18 protein-coding genes, 3 tRNA genes and 1 riboswitch are annotated in these 17,081 nt (G+C 34.1%); of the genes, 11 read left to right on the top strand and 10 right to left on the bottom strand.

The annotated features are described in order from the left end of the window. Positions 1 to 38 precede the first annotated feature (38 nt). The 4 genes from BMX64_RS10195 to BMX64_RS10180 all read left to right on the top strand — a co-directional run bounded on the left by BMX64_RS10195 (position 39) and on the right by BMX64_RS10180 (position 4,625). Positions 39 to 836 (top strand): adenosylcobinamide-GDP ribazoletransferase, encoded by a 798-nt coding sequence (locus tag BMX64_RS10195; protein ID WP_091171400.1) that lies wholly within the window; start codon positions 39 to 41, stop codon positions 834 to 836. Further along, positions 821 to 1,345 (top strand): alpha-ribazole phosphatase, encoded by a 525-nt coding sequence (cobC, locus tag BMX64_RS10190; RefSeq protein ID WP_091171396.1) that lies wholly within the window; start codon positions 821 to 823, stop codon positions 1,343 to 1,345. Before BMX64_RS10195 ends, cobC begins: the two co-directional genes overlap by 16 nt. 98 nt (positions 1,346 to 1,443) lie before the next feature. Further along, positions 1,444 to 1,702, top strand: a riboswitch (cobalamin riboswitch). Positions 1,703 to 1,733: 31 nt separating this feature from the next. Then, the gene (locus BMX64_RS10185) at positions 1,734 to 3,563 is read left to right on the top strand and encodes a TonB-dependent receptor (protein ID WP_091171806.1); all 1,830 of its coding nucleotides are present in this window, start codon (positions 1,734 to 1,736) and stop codon (positions 3,561 to 3,563) included. A 3-nt stretch (positions 3,564 to 3,566) separates the two neighbouring features. Further along, positions 3,567 to 4,625 (top strand): YncE family protein, encoded by a 1,059-nt coding sequence (locus tag BMX64_RS10180; protein WP_091171392.1) that lies wholly within the window; start codon positions 3,567 to 3,569, stop codon positions 4,623 to 4,625. A gap of 113 nt (positions 4,626 to 4,738) precedes the next feature. Here BMX64_RS10180 and BMX64_RS10175 read toward each other — a convergent pair whose 3' ends face one another. Then, positions 4,739 to 6,193 (bottom strand): S41 family peptidase, encoded by a 1,455-nt coding sequence (locus BMX64_RS10175; RefSeq protein ID WP_091171389.1) that lies wholly within the window; start codon positions 6,191 to 6,193, stop codon positions 4,739 to 4,741. A 120-nt stretch (positions 6,194 to 6,313) separates the two neighbouring features. Between BMX64_RS10175 and BMX64_RS10170 the strand changes: the two genes are divergently transcribed. From BMX64_RS10170 to BMX64_RS15720, 5 genes are all read left to right on the top strand, one after another. Next, the gene (locus BMX64_RS10170) at positions 6,314 to 6,823 is read left to right on the top strand and encodes an RNA polymerase sigma factor (RefSeq protein ID WP_091171386.1); all 510 of its coding nucleotides are present in this window, start codon (positions 6,314 to 6,316) and stop codon (positions 6,821 to 6,823) included. Next, positions 6,810 to 7,283, top strand: a complete 474-nt coding sequence (locus tag BMX64_RS10165) for a hypothetical protein (RefSeq protein ID WP_091171383.1) — start codon at positions 6,810 to 6,812, stop codon at positions 7,281 to 7,283. The genes BMX64_RS10170 and BMX64_RS10165 overlap by 14 nt, the downstream gene beginning before the upstream one ends. Positions 7,284 to 7,345: 62 nt before the next feature. Beyond that, the gene (locus tag BMX64_RS10160) at positions 7,346 to 7,921 is read left to right on the top strand and encodes a DUF4252 domain-containing protein (RefSeq protein ID WP_091171379.1); all 576 of its coding nucleotides are present in this window, start codon (positions 7,346 to 7,348) and stop codon (positions 7,919 to 7,921) included. A 1-nt stretch (position 7,922) separates the two neighbouring features. Next, entirely contained in the window at positions 7,923 to 8,456 is a 534-nt protein-coding gene (locus BMX64_RS10155; RefSeq protein WP_091171375.1) for a DUF4252 domain-containing protein, read from the top strand. A gap of 200 nt (positions 8,457 to 8,656) precedes the next feature. After that, entirely contained in the window at positions 8,657 to 8,827 is a 171-nt protein-coding gene (locus tag BMX64_RS15720) for a hypothetical protein (protein WP_167543053.1), read from the top strand. Between the two features lie 182 nt (positions 8,828 to 9,009). Here the strand turns inward: BMX64_RS15720 and BMX64_RS10150 are convergent. From BMX64_RS10150 to BMX64_RS10140, 3 genes are all read right to left on the bottom strand, one after another. Further along, positions 9,010 to 9,092 (bottom strand) — tRNA-Leu (locus BMX64_RS10150). Between the two features lie 42 nt (positions 9,093 to 9,134). Then, a tRNA-Lys gene (locus BMX64_RS10145) sits at positions 9,135 to 9,207 on the bottom strand. 39 nt (positions 9,208 to 9,246) lie between these two features. Further along, positions 9,247 to 9,319, bottom strand: a tRNA-Lys gene (locus tag BMX64_RS10140). Between the two features lie 126 nt (positions 9,320 to 9,445). On the opposite strand from BMX64_RS10140, the gene BMX64_RS10135 reads away from it, so the two are divergent. After that, the gene (locus BMX64_RS10135; RefSeq protein ID WP_091171372.1) at positions 9,446 to 9,964 is read left to right on the top strand and encodes a shikimate kinase; all 519 of its coding nucleotides are present in this window, start codon (positions 9,446 to 9,448) and stop codon (positions 9,962 to 9,964) included. Here BMX64_RS10135 and BMX64_RS10130 read toward each other — a convergent pair. After that, positions 9,956 to 10,456 (bottom strand): phosphoribosyltransferase family protein, encoded by a 501-nt coding sequence (locus tag BMX64_RS10130; RefSeq protein WP_091171368.1) that lies wholly within the window; start codon positions 10,454 to 10,456, stop codon positions 9,956 to 9,958. The genes BMX64_RS10135 and BMX64_RS10130 overlap by 9 nt on opposite strands. A 69-nt stretch (positions 10,457 to 10,525) precedes the next feature. Further along, on the bottom strand, positions 10,526 to 10,915 hold the full coding sequence (locus tag BMX64_RS10125) for an RNA-binding S4 domain-containing protein (protein ID WP_091171364.1): 390 nt from the start codon (positions 10,913 to 10,915) through the stop codon (positions 10,526 to 10,528). 79 nt (positions 10,916 to 10,994) lie between these two features. Between BMX64_RS10125 and BMX64_RS10120 the strand changes: the two genes are divergently transcribed. Then, positions 10,995 to 11,963, top strand: coding sequence for a BamM family beta-barrel-assembly machinery protein (locus BMX64_RS10120; RefSeq protein ID WP_091171804.1), 969 nt, complete (start codon positions 10,995 to 10,997; stop codon positions 11,961 to 11,963). A 325-nt stretch (positions 11,964 to 12,288) separates the two neighbouring features. Here BMX64_RS10120 and dnaB read toward each other — a convergent pair whose 3' ends face one another. The 4 genes from dnaB to BMX64_RS10100 all read right to left on the bottom strand — a co-directional run bounded on the left by dnaB (position 12,289) and on the right by BMX64_RS10100 (position 17,016). Then, the gene (gene dnaB / locus BMX64_RS10115; RefSeq protein ID WP_091171360.1) at positions 12,289 to 13,833 is read right to left on the bottom strand and encodes a replicative DNA helicase; all 1,545 of its coding nucleotides are present in this window, start codon (positions 13,831 to 13,833) and stop codon (positions 12,289 to 12,291) included. Between the two features lie 151 nt (positions 13,834 to 13,984). Next, on the bottom strand, positions 13,985 to 14,938 hold the full coding sequence (locus BMX64_RS10110) for an acetyl-CoA carboxylase carboxyltransferase subunit alpha (protein ID WP_091171356.1): 954 nt from the start codon (positions 14,936 to 14,938) through the stop codon (positions 13,985 to 13,987). 115 nt (positions 14,939 to 15,053) lie between these two features. After that, positions 15,054 to 15,941, bottom strand: coding sequence for a DMT family transporter (locus BMX64_RS10105; RefSeq protein ID WP_091171352.1), 888 nt, complete (start codon positions 15,939 to 15,941; stop codon positions 15,054 to 15,056). Next, the gene (locus BMX64_RS10100; protein WP_091171348.1) at positions 15,928 to 17,016 is read right to left on the bottom strand and encodes an LptF/LptG family permease; all 1,089 of its coding nucleotides are present in this window, start codon (positions 17,014 to 17,016) and stop codon (positions 15,928 to 15,930) included. The genes BMX64_RS10105 and BMX64_RS10100 overlap by 14 nt, the downstream gene beginning before the upstream one ends. Between the last annotated feature and the right edge of the window lie 65 nt (positions 17,017 to 17,081).

Below are 17,081 nucleotides of genomic sequence, written 5' to 3'. Positions count from 1 at the left end.
ATAAAAACGACGATAAGTTTATCTGCGTTCAACAAAATATGAAAAGAGAAATACACCTGTTTTTTACAGCCTTGATGTTTTACACCCGAATTCCGTGTCCTAAAAACATAGACCACAATCCTGATTATTTAAACAAAGCAACGCGTTACTTTCCGCTGATTGGTTGGATAGTTGGTACTATTTCATTTGTAGCCTACTATCTGGCTTCGTTATTTTTAGAAACTGAAACAGCCGTTATTTGGGGAATTATTGCTGGAATTCTAACTACTGGTGCCTTTCATGAAGATGGATTTGCTGATGTTTGTGATGGTTTTGGTGGAGGCTGGACCAAAGAAAAAATTCTTTTAATAATGAAAGACAGCGCGATTGGAGCGTATGGAGCAATTGGTATTTTGCTGCTTTTAGTACTTAAGTTTAAAGTAATAAGCGAGATGATTGCTGAATCCTCGATGCTGACTCCTAATGCTACATTGACGATTTTTCTTTTATTTGTTACGGCACAATCAGTAAGTCGTTTTGTGGCAATCACCATTATATTCACTTATTCCTATTCCAGAGATGATGAAACAAGCAAAAGTAAACCTATCGCAAAAACGTATGCTTGGCAAGAAGTAGTCGGTTCCTTATTTTTTGGGTTACTGCCACTCGTTATATTGTCTTTTTTTCAATGGCAAATAGTATTGGTTTTAATACCCATTTTTTTAACTCGATTTTTTCTGGCTCGTTATTTTTATAAATGGATTGACGGGTATACCGGAGATTGTCTGGGAGCTGCACAACAGGTTTGCGAAGTCATATTTTATATATCAATACTAGCTTTATGGAAATTTATTTAGTGCGTCATACCGAAACGATTTGTGAAAAAGGTATTTGCTACGGACAATCTGATGTGGGGATTTTGGAACCTTATCTGGAACATTTTGAAACTATAAAAGCACAAATTCCTGACCAGGCAAAGGTGTTCTCCAGCCCGCTAATCCGTTGTGCACAATTAGCTAATTATATAGCAAAAACGCCTGTAATTACAGATCATCGCTTGATGGAGATGAATTTTGGGGATTGGGAATTGAAAAATTGGGATGACATTCCTGTGAATGATTTTACACCTTGGATGAATGATTTTGTAAACGTTCGGGTTCCTAACGGTGAGTCATTTGTTGATTTGTACAATCGAGTTGTTGACTTTATGATGAACGAATTTCAAAAAGACACTTTAAAACCAGTTGTTATTGTTGCCCATGCAGGAGTAATTCGAAGTATCTTATGCAAAATAGCAAGCTTACCATTAAAAGATGCTTTTCAGAATAAAGTCGATTATGGCTCAGTACTGAAAATAGATTGGTAAGTTTTTTATTTTTACGTAAGTTGTTGATTCAATGTATTTTGTTTTCAAATTTATTTTAATTGACATTAAAAATTGATTTTTAGTTGATTAAAGCGTTATCTTTGCCGCCGTATTGAGGTTGCTGTTTTTGTTTTCAATTCAGCATTAAAAGGGAATCAGGTGACTGATTGTAGATAATTAGATTACAGGTTTTTAAATAAATCGTAAGTCAAAATTTCTAAATCAAAATCCTGGGCTGTACCCGCAACTGTAAGCTAATAAGCTTGTTGTTATCTACAAAACCACTGTCCGCTTGTTGGATGGGAAGGTTAACAACAAGACGCAAGCCAGGAGACCTGCCTTTTTACGTAACAAATATCGAACTCTCGGGAAAAAGAGTTCAGAAATTATGACTACAAAAAAAATACTTTTATTTTGTTTTTTAAGTGTGTGCCAATGTGTTTTGGCTCAAAATAAACCTGCAATTTCTTTAAACGAAGTAATTGTAACTGACGGCGCTTTAAAAAAATATTCAAAAACACTACAGGTTCAGGTATTAAATGATTCTATGATTCAGAGGAATTACAGTTCATTGACCAATTTATTGCGATACAATAGCTTGCTTTATCTGAAAGAATATGGAAATGGAATGACTTCTTCTGTTTCCTTCAGAGGTACAACTGCTGCACAAACAGCAGTGATTTGGAATGGAATTAACATAAATTCACAGCTTCTGGGACAAACGGATTTTAATACCATAACCCCTTTGGGTTATACTAATGTTTCTGTAAGAACTGGTGGTGGTAGCGGAATTTATGGTAGTTCAGCTATAGGTGGGAGCATTCATTTGAACAATGAGCTCCATTTCAAAAAACAATTTCAGAATCTTTTACGAATGAATTTTGGAAGTTTTAATACGCAAGGATATTATTATCAGCTTATTGCCTCTGATGAGAAAGTTGCTTCTCAGTTTAGTGTCTCCAGAAATAGCTCGGATAACGATTATAGTTATCCCAATTCAAATCAAAAAAATCAAAATGGAGATTATTACAACACCAGTTTAAATGGAAGTTTTGGTTATAAAATCAATTTGAATCATAAAATTAATTTTTATAGTCAGGTATATGACGGTTTACGGCATTTTTCCGGGACTTTAGCTTCCATTTCTGTGAGCAAATATTATGATTTGAACACAAGAAATTTGCTGGAGTGGGTTGGCTTACATAAAGATTTCACTTCTAAGTTGAAATTAGCGTATGTTACTGAAAATTACAAGTATTATGAGAATAAGGATAAAGATATTTTTAGTGAAGGTGGCGCCAAAACTAAAATAATAAAATATGATTTAGATTATTCTCCAACAAAAAACTTCACCGTCAATTCAGTTGTTGATTTTACGCAAATTAATGGTTTTGGGACCTCAATTAATAATGCCAAAAGAAGTATAGGCGCTGCAAGCCTGTTAGTTAAACATACATTAAGTCCCGTTATGCAATATGAAGCAAGCGTAAGACAGGAAGTTGCCACAAATTATAGAAATCCCTTTTTATATTCTTTTGGGTTAGTTTACCAGCCACTTGAAATGTACAGCATTAAATTGAACACATCTAAAAATTTTAGACTGCCTTCTTTCAATGATTTATACTGGGAAGGAAGCGGCAACCATGAACTCATTCCGGAACTTTCCCATCAAATGGAATTGGGTCAGGAATTAAAAATCAATGCTTTGAAATTTTCATTAACAGGTTTTTATATTCAAACCAAAGGAATGATTCGTTGGATTCCTAATGAGACAGGACAATGGACGCCTATTAACACAGCAAGTGTTGTAAATAAAGGGGTAGAGGCAACAGGAAGCTATTTTAAAAATTTCAGGGGACATAATTTTAATATCAGTTTGGCATACGGCTATACTTCGTCTGTGGATCAAAGCAATCAGAAACAACTGATTTATGTTCCGTATCATAAAATGACCATGAATGCAGATTACTCCTATAAAAATTGGTCCTTAAATTATCAATATTTATTCAATGGTGCAGTTTTTACCTCTGCGGATAATTATTACAGATTGAAAGAATATCAGGTTTCAAATCTTAGTGTCTATTACAAAATAGGGGAATTGGACCATTATAAAATAGGAATTCAAGCACTGAATTTATTTAATGAAAACTACCAAACCGTTGAGGTAAGACCAATGCCTGGTAGCAACTATAATTTAACTCTAACAATTAAATATTAACACATGAAATTTAAAATTTTTACAATCGCAGTCTTGGCTTCCACTTTATTTTTAGGGTCTTGTACGAATGATACAAATGAGGAAAAATCACTGGGAGCTTATGACAATGGTTTTTTTATAATCAATGAAGGAGGTTTTGGGAAAGCCAATGCTGAAATTTCTTTTATCACCAATGATTTTGTGACGCAACAAAATTCACTTTATTCCGCGATTAATCAAGGGAAGTTACTGGGCGATACAGCGCAGGATTTTAATGCTAATGGAGAGTTTGGTTATATAGTAATGAATGGTTCTAATACAATTCAAATTGTAAACAGATATTCTTTCAAAAGTATTGCGACTATTGATAAAGATTTGAAAAATCCAAGATATATTGTTTTTGCAAATGGAAAAGGATATGTTACAAACTGGGGAGATGGAAGTGATGCAACGGACGATTATATTGCTGTTGTGAATTTGACTTCAAATACAATAGAAAGCAAAATTCCAGTAGCTGAAGGTCCAGAAAAGCTGATCGTTTACAATAATAAATTATATGTAGCACATTTAGGCGGATATGGTTCAGGAAATACGGTTTCGGTGGTTGATGTTTTGACTTCTAAAGTGACAGCTACTATTTCAGTAGGAGATAAGCCAGCAAGTATTGAAGAAAATCAAGGTGTTATCTATGTTCTAAGTAGTGGTAAAGCTTCTTGGACTGGTGATGAAACTGCTGGGAAGTTGCAAAAAATCAATCCTACAACAAATATGGTTAGTACAACTTTAGATTTCGCCTTGACTTCGCATCCTGGTCAAATGGATATAGAAAATAATAAATTGTATTTCACACAAGCTAAAAATGTATTTGTGATGAATACATCGGATACTGTTTTGCCTTCAAAAGCTCTTTTTACGACTAGTTTTAGTATCTATGGTTTTGCTGTAAACAATAATTCAGTTTACTTGGCTGATGCAGCGGATTATAGTTCGAATGGTAAAGTTGTTATTTATGATACAAACGGAGTTTTGAAAAACAATAGCACTGTTGGTGTAACTCCTAATGGCTTTTATTTCAATAATTAATAGGTAAAAATAAATTTTAAAAAAAGAGGCTATCTTTATCGGATAGCCTCTTTTTTTGTAAAAAATTAGGAATAGCTTTTCTTAGAATTAGTGCTAGAAATGCTTTTTAGGTTTTATTCCAATGCTTTCAAAAGTCCTTCTGGTGCTTTTTCAATATACATTTCATTTTGAAATCTTCGCATTGATTTAGAATCCTTAAAAAATTCAAAATCCTTTCCAAGGTCTTGTCTCAACATTCTGCCAGTACCGGTTATTTTTCCAATGGCTGAGCTTAATAATGGTTCATCAGTTTCACCAAGGACACCTAAGGCAATGAACGACGTTTCTTTTAATAAATAATCAGGCTGTAATCCATTGAAGTAATCTCCAAATCCAACTGAATTTACAATTTTTAACACGATAGGCTGCATGGCATATCTGTGTTTTGGATTCCTGTTCTCACTACCAAAACTTGGGGAGTCATACAAAGTTACTGAACCTACATTTTTCCCGACAGTTTTATCGCCAATTTGTATAACTTGAATGTGTGGTTCTAATCCATTGATTACTAATTCGCTTGCTGATGCCGTGCCTGCACTAGTCAAGATATAAACTTTAGTCAATTTCAAACTGTTTATTTCTTTATCTCCAATTTTATCCGTGAAGTAATTAAATAAGGCATCCGGATTATCAGCTTCAAAATAAGCATTAATTTTTGCATTCCATTGTTGTTTTGCAAAAACCTGTCCAGTAAATTGACCTGTTATCATACTTGCTAATCGTGTAGCGGTTTGAACAGAACCGCCTCCGTTGTATCTTAAATCTAGAACTAAGTCCGTAACTCCTTGAGATTTTAATGTGCCAAAAGCATCATTCAATTCATTGTCGTAATTAGCGTAAAAACCATTATACATTAAATATCCTATTTTATGAGAGCCGGAAGTGATTACTTTATTAATCAAAATCGGATTTTCGGATAGAACCGTTTTTGTTAAATCTACAGATTTTCCATTTGCAACAATTGTTGTTCCATTGTAATCTGCAAGATTTAGTGTGTAAGTTTCATTGGTGCCAAACAGTAAAGATCGGTAATTACTAATCGTTAGCTGAATCCCGTTTACGGCAGTGAAAAAATCACCCCGTTTAATGTTTTTGTTAGAAGCGTCTGATCCTGCAATTATATAACGAACACGACCAAATATTTCGGTGGTACTTCCTGGCTTGTAAGTTAAACCAAACTCTACGCCATTGTTTTTAGTAGTTCCCTGAAGTTGTCCTTCGAGTTCTAAATAATCATCTACAATCCAACTGAATCGATCAATAGTATTGTTCACTCTTAATGCATCAAACAAATCTTCAGGAACAGGATAGCTAGCCAGGAAAGTATTTAATTCCGTTTGGTTTGCAAATCGATCATCACTTAAATTAGGAACGTCAGCCTGCCATAAATAATATAAATTCATTCCTTTCCAAATAAAATCTTGGATTTCCAAAGTGGCTGGTGGCGGAATATCGTCATTGTCTTGACAGCTTTGGAAAGTTAAAGCAGCTATAAATAATAAAAGCGTAAGTTTGAATGCTGTTCTCATAAATTTGTTTTAATACTTTATTAACGTAAAAATACTAACTTTAGTTTTATTTTATGTTTTTTGTTACAAAAATAAAAATGAATCGTCTAGATTATATAACCAGCTTAAAAACCAATTTTTATGAACCAAAATGAGTTTGTCCTTCTTATAACTCCTTTTAAAGACAAAGTCTTTAGACTGGCCAAGCGGTTGCTTGTGAGTACAGAGGAAGCTGAAGATGCTACTCAGGAAGTTTTGGTAAAATTATGGAGTAAAAACGGAAACTTGACGGGTTATAATAGTATTGAGGCATTTGCGATGACAATGACAAAAAATTATTGTTTGGATCAGCTAAAATCCAAAAGAACTTGTAATCTCAAAATTGTCCATACCAATTACGAGGACAAGGAGCCGGGACTAGAGAAGAAAATGGAAGATCTTGATAGTTTGAGTTGGGTCGGAAAAATAATGAATCAATTGCCAGTTCAGCAACGATTAATTATTCAGATGCGGGATATTGAACAATATGAATTTGAAGAAATTGCTGAAATACTAGATATGAAGGAAAGTGCGATTCGGGTGGCGCTCTCAAGAGCAAGGAAAACGGTACGGGATTATATGACAGAAACACACAATTATGGAATCAGTTAAAATAGAAAATTTATTAGAAAAATACTTTCAGGGAGAAACCAGTATTGCAGAAGAAAATGAATTACGTAATTATTTTTCTTCACTAAATGTTGCGCAGCATTTGGAACAATACAAGCCATTATTTGGTTATTTCTCTCTTGCAAAAGAGCCTCAGTTTAAGCATGAGATTCCACTACAATCTAATAAACGTACTGTAGCGTGGTTATCAATTGCAGCTTCGGTTGTTGTTTTGCTGGGAATTGGAACCTATGCCTATTATAATTTGGATGTTGCAAATAAAAGTCAGGATTTAGGAACATATGATGATCCTGAAAAGGCTTTCAGAGCAACCCAAAAAGCATTGTCTCTATTGTCAGATAATGTAAATGTTGGCATAGAAAGTGTATTGTATATTCAAGAATATCAAATTACAAAAGAAAAAGTTTTTATCGAGACCAAAAAAAACTCAGGAGGTTCTTGATTGCTTTGAATAAACAGTAAAAAACAAAAAAATAATTTAAATAAACAGTAAAAAACAAAAAAATGAAATCAACAATCAATAGCAACAAAAAGAGCAATAATTTAAGTTGGAGTAAAAAAATAATGCTCACATTAGTATTTGTATTCGTTTCCAGTCCATTTTTTGCGCAAGCGGCATTTGATAAATTTGACGGTCAAGACGATGTTACCTCAATTATAGTCAATAAAAAAATGTTTGACTTAATGAGTAAAGTAAAAGTAGATGCTTCTGATAAAGAAACACAACAATACTTGAGTCTAATAAAAAAACTGGATAATCTAAAAGTTTTTACTACCAAAAGTACTAGGGTAGAAGGAGAAATGAAAGTAGTTGCAGATAAGTACATCAAATCAGCCGGTTTAGAAGAGTTGATGCGTGTGAATGAAAATGGCAGAAATATTAAAATTCTAGTAAAATCAGGTTCAACAGATTCTCAAATTAGAGAGTTACTGATGTTTATTGAAGGTGCTAAAAATGACGACACCGTTCTAATGTCTTTGACTGGAAACTTCGATTTGAATGAAATCTCAGTTCTTACCGATAAAATGAGAATTCCCGGTGGTGATGACTTGAAGAAAGCAACTAAAGGAAAAAAATAAGATGAAAACAATTTATGGAATTACGCTACTGTTTAGTTTGTTCCTGATCAGTTGCAACTCAGAGCCCAGTTTGCAAAAGTATTTTGTGGAAAATTCAGAGAATAGAAATTTTGTAGTACTTGATGTTTCTCCCAGTATTTTGAATGTTGATAAAACAAAATTATCAATAGAACAAAGTGATGCTTTGAAATCGTTTGATAAGATGAATGTTTTGGCTTTCAAATTGAATGAAACCAACAAAACGGAGTTTGAAACAGAATGCGCTAAAGTTGATTTGATTTTAAAGGACAAAAAGTATCAGCAACTGATGAAATTTAGTTCAGGTAAAGAAGGTGCTTCGGTAAGCTTTGTAGGTCCGGATGAACACATTGAAGAATTCATTTTTTATGCGAATAAAAAAGATAACGGTTTCGCGGTTGTTCGAATTTTAGGCAAGGACATGAATCCTACTAATATTATGACTATGATGAGCGTTTTACAGCAATCTAATATTGATTTAGAACAGTTGAAGCCCTTGCAGCAATTAATGAAATAAATATGCTTATATTTGATAGAAAAGCGTCTTGATGTTATGTCAAGACGCTTTTTTATTGTTCAAAAATTGATTATCAGTAATTGTTTGTATTAGCAGCATTAAAAATCACTAAAAGTGGGTATTGTAAAAGCTTTTTTATACTTGTAATTTTACTACATAATAGATTTTGAACTATTTATCAAATTAATTCGGCATCGAAGATGAAAAGCACAGCACAAGTAAAACATAATTATAAATCTTTAGGACAAAGAAATAACACAGCATTTTTATACATTGGCACTTTTTTCTTGATGACAGGAGGTGTGGCAGTTGTAATTTTGATGAGTATGTTTTTTTTAAATACTCTTGATGATTTTTTTACGACGTTTTAAGAAAGATTTGAAGTGCTGTCTTGTTTTGTAAACAAATGTGAAGCTAAAACAAAATATTTTTCAATGAAAAGGGATATTTAAAAGGAATACAAAAATTAAAAATACAGAATAATACATATCATAAAAGCAAAAAATCCTAATCACTTATTTAAAAGTTATTAGGATTTTATTTGTTTTAAAAGTGACCACGGTGGGATTTGAACCCACACGCCCTTGCGAGCACCAGCCCCTCAAGCTGGCAAGTCTACCGTTTCTCCACGTGGCCTTAAAAAAGAAAAGGTCAAGTAATAAATTACTCGACCTTTTGTGACCCGACTGGGGCTCGAACCCAGGACCCCATCATTAAAAGTGATGTGCTCTACCAACTGAGCTATCGAGTCAATGCTTTCAAGAAAATTATGTGTTGATCACTAAAATTGTGACCCGACTGGGGCTCGAACCCAGGACCCCATCATTAAAAGTGATGTGCTCTACCAACTGAGCTATCGAGTCATATTCTTTCCTTGAATGCGGGTGCAAATATAAGGACTTATTTTGGAGTTTTCCAAGCAATTTTATTATAAATTTGTCTTTTTTAAACAATAAATCTTAATGCCTTAATTTATAAGGTTTTATTTCATGAGAAAAATTATATTATTAGGCTATATGGGGTGCGGGAAGTCCACTATTGCAAATAAGTTGTCAAAAAATATCGGAATCCCTTTTGTGGATTTGGATATAAAGATAGAAGAAAAAGTGAATTTATCCATAAATGCCATTTTTGAAAAGCATGGAGAAATTTATTTTAGAAAGTTGGAGCACGAAGTTTTCATCGAATTATTGAATTCGCCGGAGCGATTAATTATAGGTTTGGGCGGAGGAACGCCTTGTTATGCCAATAATCATGAGCTGCTAAAAGCAGATAATGTTGTTTCCATTTATCTTAAAGCTTCAATTGAAACTTTATTTAGCAGGTTGTCTGCTAATAAAAGCAAAAGACCCCTCATCGCTAACAAAAGTGATGAGGAGATGAAAGAGTTTATTGCAACGCACCTCTTCGAAAGAAGTTTTTATTACAATCAGGCACAGTATAAAGTGAGTGTTGATGATAAAACGATTGATCAGGTTGTTCTGGACATTGTAAGCATCTTAGCTTAAATAAGCATAACTGTTTCCATCTTCATCAAAAACTACTTGTACATGCTCTAATAATGATGTTGAAAGAGATATTCCCTTGAAATCGGCTTTTACGGGATATTTCTTGTGGTTTCTATCTACAAGTACAGCCGTTTTGAATTTTTTCAAAGGAACGTCTATGAAATGTCTTATGGCATAGATTAATGTGGTGCCTGAATTTAATACGTCATCAACAAGAATCAAACCTTTATTGGTATACTGTTCTTTTGATAAAGAGGTATGAATAGGTAATTGGGGATTTTGTTTGTTAATTTGAACTTCGCAAAGCGAAACCTTTAGCGGAGAAATGGTTTCTAGTACTGCCGCTATTTTTTTTGCAAAAGTAAAACCATTACTTGCAATTCCAGCAATGACAATTTCTTCTTCATCAACAAAAGTTTCGTAGATCTGGTAAGCAATCCTTTTTATTTGATGCTCGATTTCCTGATTTGTTAAAATGATATTTTTGCTCATTATTTTAATTTATAGTTTAATGTTATACATAATTATGGTTTTTGATTAAAAGACTAAATCCTATTTTTTTTAATCTTCATCTCCATCAGTAATTATTTCATTTCCAAATTCGTCAATATCCCTCCTGTCTTTTTTGGTTGGTCTTCCAGTACCATTTTTGCGGTAATGTTCTTTGGATAATTTTAGTAATTCCAAATGCGCATAAGCTTCAGCCGGAGTTTCGTTTTTTCGATACATATCAACGAGTTTTGCCCCAACACGATTCTCAGGAATGTCTAAAACAGTAATGATTTGGGTAATTTGGTCTTTCCGGAACGTAATTTTGTCAGTAGGGAAGACTTCCTTTGAGGGCTTGGCTACAAGGCCATTTACTGTTACATGATTTTTTTTGCAGGCTTCAGTAACCATATTTCGGGTTTTGTAATACCGCATGCACCACAAATATTTATCTATTCTCATAAATTTTCTAAAATCGGAGTTAAATAGTTTACAAAAATCAATCAATATTGTATCTTGCGCACTTAAAAAATTAGCTATAATGAACAAATTTAAGTATTATTTTATTTTATCAATTACAACCCTCTCTTTATTTTCATGTTCAAAGGATGATGCGGCAGCAGAAATTACACCACCAAGAGACTATGCAGTGCAATATGCAACTGATTTAACTGATATTGAAGAATATTTAAAAAACTATTATATAGAAGATGTTTCACCTGATGTTGATACTAAAATTTCTAAAATTCCAACAGGAGGGACGCAGCCGTCTATTTTTTCATATTTAAATAGCGCAACTTTTCCTAAGCTTTTAAGTAAAGAAGTGAGTCTTCACGATATTACTTATAAATTATACTACTTAGTTTTAAGAGAAGGAACAGGAGTTTCTCCTTCAAATGCAGATGCTGTTTTGGCTGCTTATAAAGGAGATTATTTATCACGCCAAACGGTATCTGAAGTTACAACATTTTCCGCGACACAATTTGAAGTGGTAAAAAACCCACAACAATTCTTTAGTTTGCTTGGTACAATAACAGGATGGGGAGAAACTTTTCCAGAATTTAAAACTGGAACTTACTCTTCTAATGCTGATGGTACAATTTCATATAAAGATTATGGAGCAGGTGTAATGTTTATTCCTTCAGGATTAGGGTATTATAATGCAGGAAGTGCTTCTATTCCGGCCTACGCACCTCTGGTTTTTAGTTTTAAATTATATGAAATCAACAGACTAGATTCCGATGGCGATGGCATTCTAAATTTTCAAGAAGATATTAACGGAGATGACTACATGCGTATTTTAGCAACAGGAGTTGTAAATCCGGATGATACAGATGGCGATGGAATTCCTAATTTTTTAGATGTTGATGATGATGGTGATGGGAAATCTACTAAATTGGAAATAACTGATGCTAATGGTGCATTAATCCCTTTTGAAGCGATTCCGAGTTGTGATGGTAATACTACTGATCCTACCAGAATCAAAAGACATTTAGTAAAGTGTAATTAAATAGAAATTTTTTTCATAAAAAAAACCAGTTCAATTGAACTGGTTTTTTTATGATTTTTTTTTTAATCTTTATCTATAGCTTGATAATTGTTTTCTTGTTCAAAAGGTAAGTAATTACATTGTCCGCGAATAAGTTTTTTTGGATTCAGATTATAAATCCTGCTGTTATATCAAGAAGAAGTTTAAGAAAACAACAATGATTTTAAAAGTAAAATGTCATTCTAAAAGTATGCTTTCTCTGTGTGTTTGATAAATTAGTTGATTTTTTTAGAATAGAGTCGTTAATAATTCAGTTGATTAGATTGATACTGAGTGTAATGTATTCCTAAAAAGGAACGTCGCTGTCATCATCAGGATCATTCAAATTGCTTCCAAAAGCATCATTAGCAGAGGGTAGATTTTTAGTAATAAAAGGATTGTCATCCTGATTCATGCTCGATGGTAAATCATCATACCCGCCGCTGTAATCTTCCAGATTGTCAAATTTTCCTAAATGTCCAATAAACTTCAATCGAACGTTTTCAATACTACCGTTACGGTGTTTTGCAATCATTATTTCTGCCTGACCAGCTGTAGGTGATGCTTCATCATCATCCCATTCGTCAATTTTGTAATATTCGGGACGATATAAAAAAGATACAATATCGGCATCTTGCTCAATCGCTCCCGATTCACGTAAATCAGATAATAAAGGTCTTTTGCTGGATCCACGCGTTTCTACCGCACGCGACAATTGCGAAAGTGCAATTACAGGAACGTTCAATTCCTTAGCTAAAGCTTTTAAGTTTCGGGAAATCGTAGAAATCTCCTGCTCTCTATTTCCTCCACCTTTTCCGTTTCCTCCTGCCGTCATCAATTGTAAATAATCGACAATTATAATTCGGATTCCATGTTGGGACACCAAACGTCTGGCTTTTGCACGTAAATCAAAAATCGATAGGGAAGGCGTATCATCAATAAATAATGGTGCTTTTTCTAAATTCTTCACTTTAGTACTCAACTGTTCCCATTCGTGTTTTTCTAATTTTCCGGTACGTAATTTCTCTGAGGACAAACCTGTTTCCGAAGAAATCAAACGGGTGATCAACTGAACTGATGCCATCTCCAAAGAAAATAAGGCAACTGGCATTCCGAAATCAATTGCCATATTTCTGGCCATTGATAATACGAATGCGGTCTTACCCATTGCAGGTCTTGCCGCTATAATAATTAAATCACTTGGTTGCCAACCGGAAGTAATCTTGTCTAACTTGTCAAAACCAGTAGCTACACCACTCAATCCCTCTTGACCGGCGATTTCCTCAATACGTTTTTTGGCTTGCAATACTAAACTCTGCGCCGTTTCGGAACTTCGTTTGATATTTCCTTGTGTAACCTCGTATAATTTAGATTCGGCTCTGTCTAATAAGTCAAAAACATCCGTTGTTTCGTCGTAAGAATCTTCGATAATTTCAGTCGAAATCCGAATCAAACTGCGCTGAATAAATTTTTGAAGAATAATTCTGGAGTGAAATTCAATGTGTGCCGAAGACGATATCTTTTGCGTAAGCTGAATTAAATAAAAATCACCGCCGGCTAAATCCAGTTTTGCATTTTTCTTCAGTTGGGCAGAAACGGTTAATAAGTCAATAGGCTGTGTTTCTGTAAATAGTTGAACGATAGCCTCAAAAATATGTTTGTGTGCTTCTTTATAAAAAGCATCGGGCTGTAAAATGTCAATTACATCATCAACCCCTTTTTTATCAATCATCATAGCACCCAATACAGCCTCCTCTAAATCGAGAACCTGCGGTTGCAATTTTCCTTTTTCAAGGCTTATAATAGTAGTTTTATCAACCTTCACAGGATTAATATTTCTGAAGTTTTCCATAGAGCGAAAGTAACGAAAATTAAAAAAATATGGTTGTTGAGTTGTTATAAATAATTGTTCATAACTAACTATTTTTTGTTTATAACCCAAAAAAAACCCGTCTCGTTCTAGGTTCTAGCGCGAGACGGATTAAGTATTAAATTGTAAGATTTTACTCTTTATATTCGCCCATTTTGCTGTATTTATCCATCCTTTGGGCAATTAATTGTTCTGTTGATAAGTCTTTCAACTCATTAAAACCCTTCATAATATATTGCTCTACGGTTTTGAAAGCAGTTTCTCTGTCGTAGTGTGCTCCACCTAACGGTTCTGGAATAATATCATCTACTAATTTTTGCTTTTTCATGTCAGCCGAAGTCAATTTCAAAGCCTCAGCAGCCTGTTCTTTGTATTCCCAGCTTTTCCATAAAATAGAAGAACAAGATTCTGGAGAAATAACGGAATACCAAGTGTTTTCCATCATATATACTTTGTCACCCACTCCTATTCCTAATGCTCCTCCAGAAGCTCCTTCACCAACAATAACGGTGATAATAGGCACTTTTAAGCGAATCATTTCAAATATGTTTCTGGCAATGGCTTCTCCTTGTCCGCGTTCCTCTGCTTCTAATCCTGGATAAGCGCCCGGAGTATCAATCAAAGTCAAAACTGGAATGCCAAATTTCTCGGCCATTTTCATCAATCGCAACGCTTTTCTATATCCTTCCGGATTGGCCATTCCGAAATTACGGAACTGACGCGTCTTAGTATTGAATCCTTTTTGTTGACCCACAATCATAAACGATTGTCCGTCAATTTTTCCTAAACCACCAATCATGGCTTTATCATCTTTAAAACCTCTGTCTCCAAAAAGTTCCAGAAAAGTATCACCGCACAAAGCGCGAACGTGATCCATTGTATACGGACGACTTGGATGTCTAGAAAGTTGAACGCGTTGCCAAGCAGTCAGGTTTTTATAAATATTTCTTTTAGTCTCTTCTAGTTTCTTGTTGATTTGTTTGCAAGTATTCGTTACATCAACATCTGATTCCTGACCAATAACGAGACATTTGTCTAACTGTTCTTCTAGTTCTTTTATTGGAAGCTCAAAATCTAAATATTCCATAGGATTTTTGCGTTTTTGTTTTTATTTCGAACCGCAAATATAAAATTTTAAATCGTTCGAAAAGGTAAATATTCTATTTATATGTAAAAGTTTGCTTCAATAAAGCAGGAAGTTCTTATTCTGTTTTACCCTTTTGATAGTGTTTAATTGCACCATTTAGGATTACTGTGATTACTATTATCAGTGCGCCAATATAAAATTCAAAACTCATTTTCTCTTTTCCGCCAAGGATGAAATACGCTAATACAATTCCGTAAACCGGCTCTAAATTAGTAGTCAACATGACCGTGTACGGCGTTAGTTTTTGCATTACTTTCACCGATGCCGTAAAAGCATACGCGGTACAAACCGAGGCTAAAATCAGGATTAAAATCCAATTATTTGTAGTCAATACAAAAAAGTCCAATGTAAATTTCCCTTGAAATAAAAAGTAAATAGTAATGAAGGCAACGCCCGCCAAAAATTCATAAAATGAGATTACTGAAGGATCGTGATCTGCAATCAGTTTTCCGTTCATCAGTGTGAACAAAACACCTAATATAATGGATGCTAAAGCATATAACATTCCGTCAAGGTAATTGATTTCGACTTTCATAATCAGTGCCAATCCAGCGATTATGATGAGTCCAAAAAAGACTTCGTACCACAAAACCTTTCGACCATAAAAAAGCGGCTCCAAAATAGATGCGAAAAAAGCACCCAATGAAAAAACCGACAGTGTTATCGACACATTAGAAACATGAATCGCTTTGAAAAAAAAGATCCAATGTAACGCAATCAATAACCCTACGAAAATCAATTTGAGGAACGATTTTAAGGGAATTCGAAACGATTTTTTCTTAAAAACCAAAAACAGCGCTAAAAAAACAGCTGCAAAAAACATGCGATACCAAACCAAAGCATCTGCTGTTATGGTAATTAAAGCGCCTAAAATGGCGGTAAAACCCCAGATAAAAACAATCAAATGGAGGTTTAAATAACTTTTTAAATTATCGTTTTGCATTTCGTAATAAATAAATGGCTAAAATTCCAAAAGCAATATTAGGCAACCAAACGGCTAACATGGGCGGAATACTCGATTTTTCGGCTAATACGCCAAAGATTTTATCAAAAAACACAAAGGCAAAAGCCAGTGCAATTCCAATGGCCAGATTCGTTCCCATTCCGCCTCTTCGTTTCATCGAAGAAACGGCTACGGCAATAATAGTCAAAATAAATGCCGATACCGGAACGCTATATTTTTTATACAAAACCACTAAATACACGTTGATATTAGAGGAACCTCTTTCTCTTTCTTTTTCGATGAAAGCATTCAATTTTCCTAAGCTCAACGTTTCCGCAATATAAACTACAGGTGTTAAATCCTCTAAATCAAAAGTAAAAACAGCATTTTTTTCCGGCAGATTTTCAATTTTATCATTCAGTTCACCTACCGTTCTTTTCGTGTAATCATACATCGTGTAGGTGCTGTCCTTTGGATTCCATTTGATTCTGCTGGCCGTTATTTTATGAACTAATTTCTCGTTTTTAAATTTCTCCAAGGAGAAATTAAAAGCAATTTTAGATTCCGTATTGAAACTGTTTACATAAATGAATTCATTGTCATTGATCTGGCGATACACATCCGTATTATCACCACGCATCGCTTCTTTTCCGCCTCCTTTCAAGTACGTATACCTGAAATTGTTAAAACCTTCACTGGCCGCCGGAACGACAAAGAAACCCATTAACAATACAAAAACTGAAACAATGGAAGCGCCAATAATGTAGGGTCTTAAAAATCGTGTAAATGAAATCCCCGAACTTAAAATAGCAATAATCTCCGTATCATTCGCCAGTTTTGACGTGAACCAAATTACAGATAAAAACAAAAATATCGGAAAAAGGGAATTGGCAAAATAAACTGTAAAGTTGTAGTAATAAAGAGCAATCTCTAAAAACGGAACTTTATTTTCCAGCATTTTATTGATCTTCTCGGATACGTCCACAACGATTCCTATGGGTATAAACAACAACAGCATCACCGCAAATGTGGCTAAATATCTTTTTAGGATGTATTTGTCTATTATTGTTAACATTTAAAAAAGTTTAAGGTTTAAGGTTTAAAAGTTTAAGGTTTAGTACAGTTGCAAATTCACACAAG

It is taken from the genome of Flavobacterium sinopsychrotolerans, assembly GCF_900110375.1.
GTDB lineage: Bacteria > Bacteroidota > Bacteroidia > Flavobacteriales > Flavobacteriaceae > Flavobacterium > Flavobacterium sinopsychrotolerans.
Note: the sequence above shows the minus strand (reverse complement) of the source record. Positions and strands in the feature narration are given on the sequence as shown.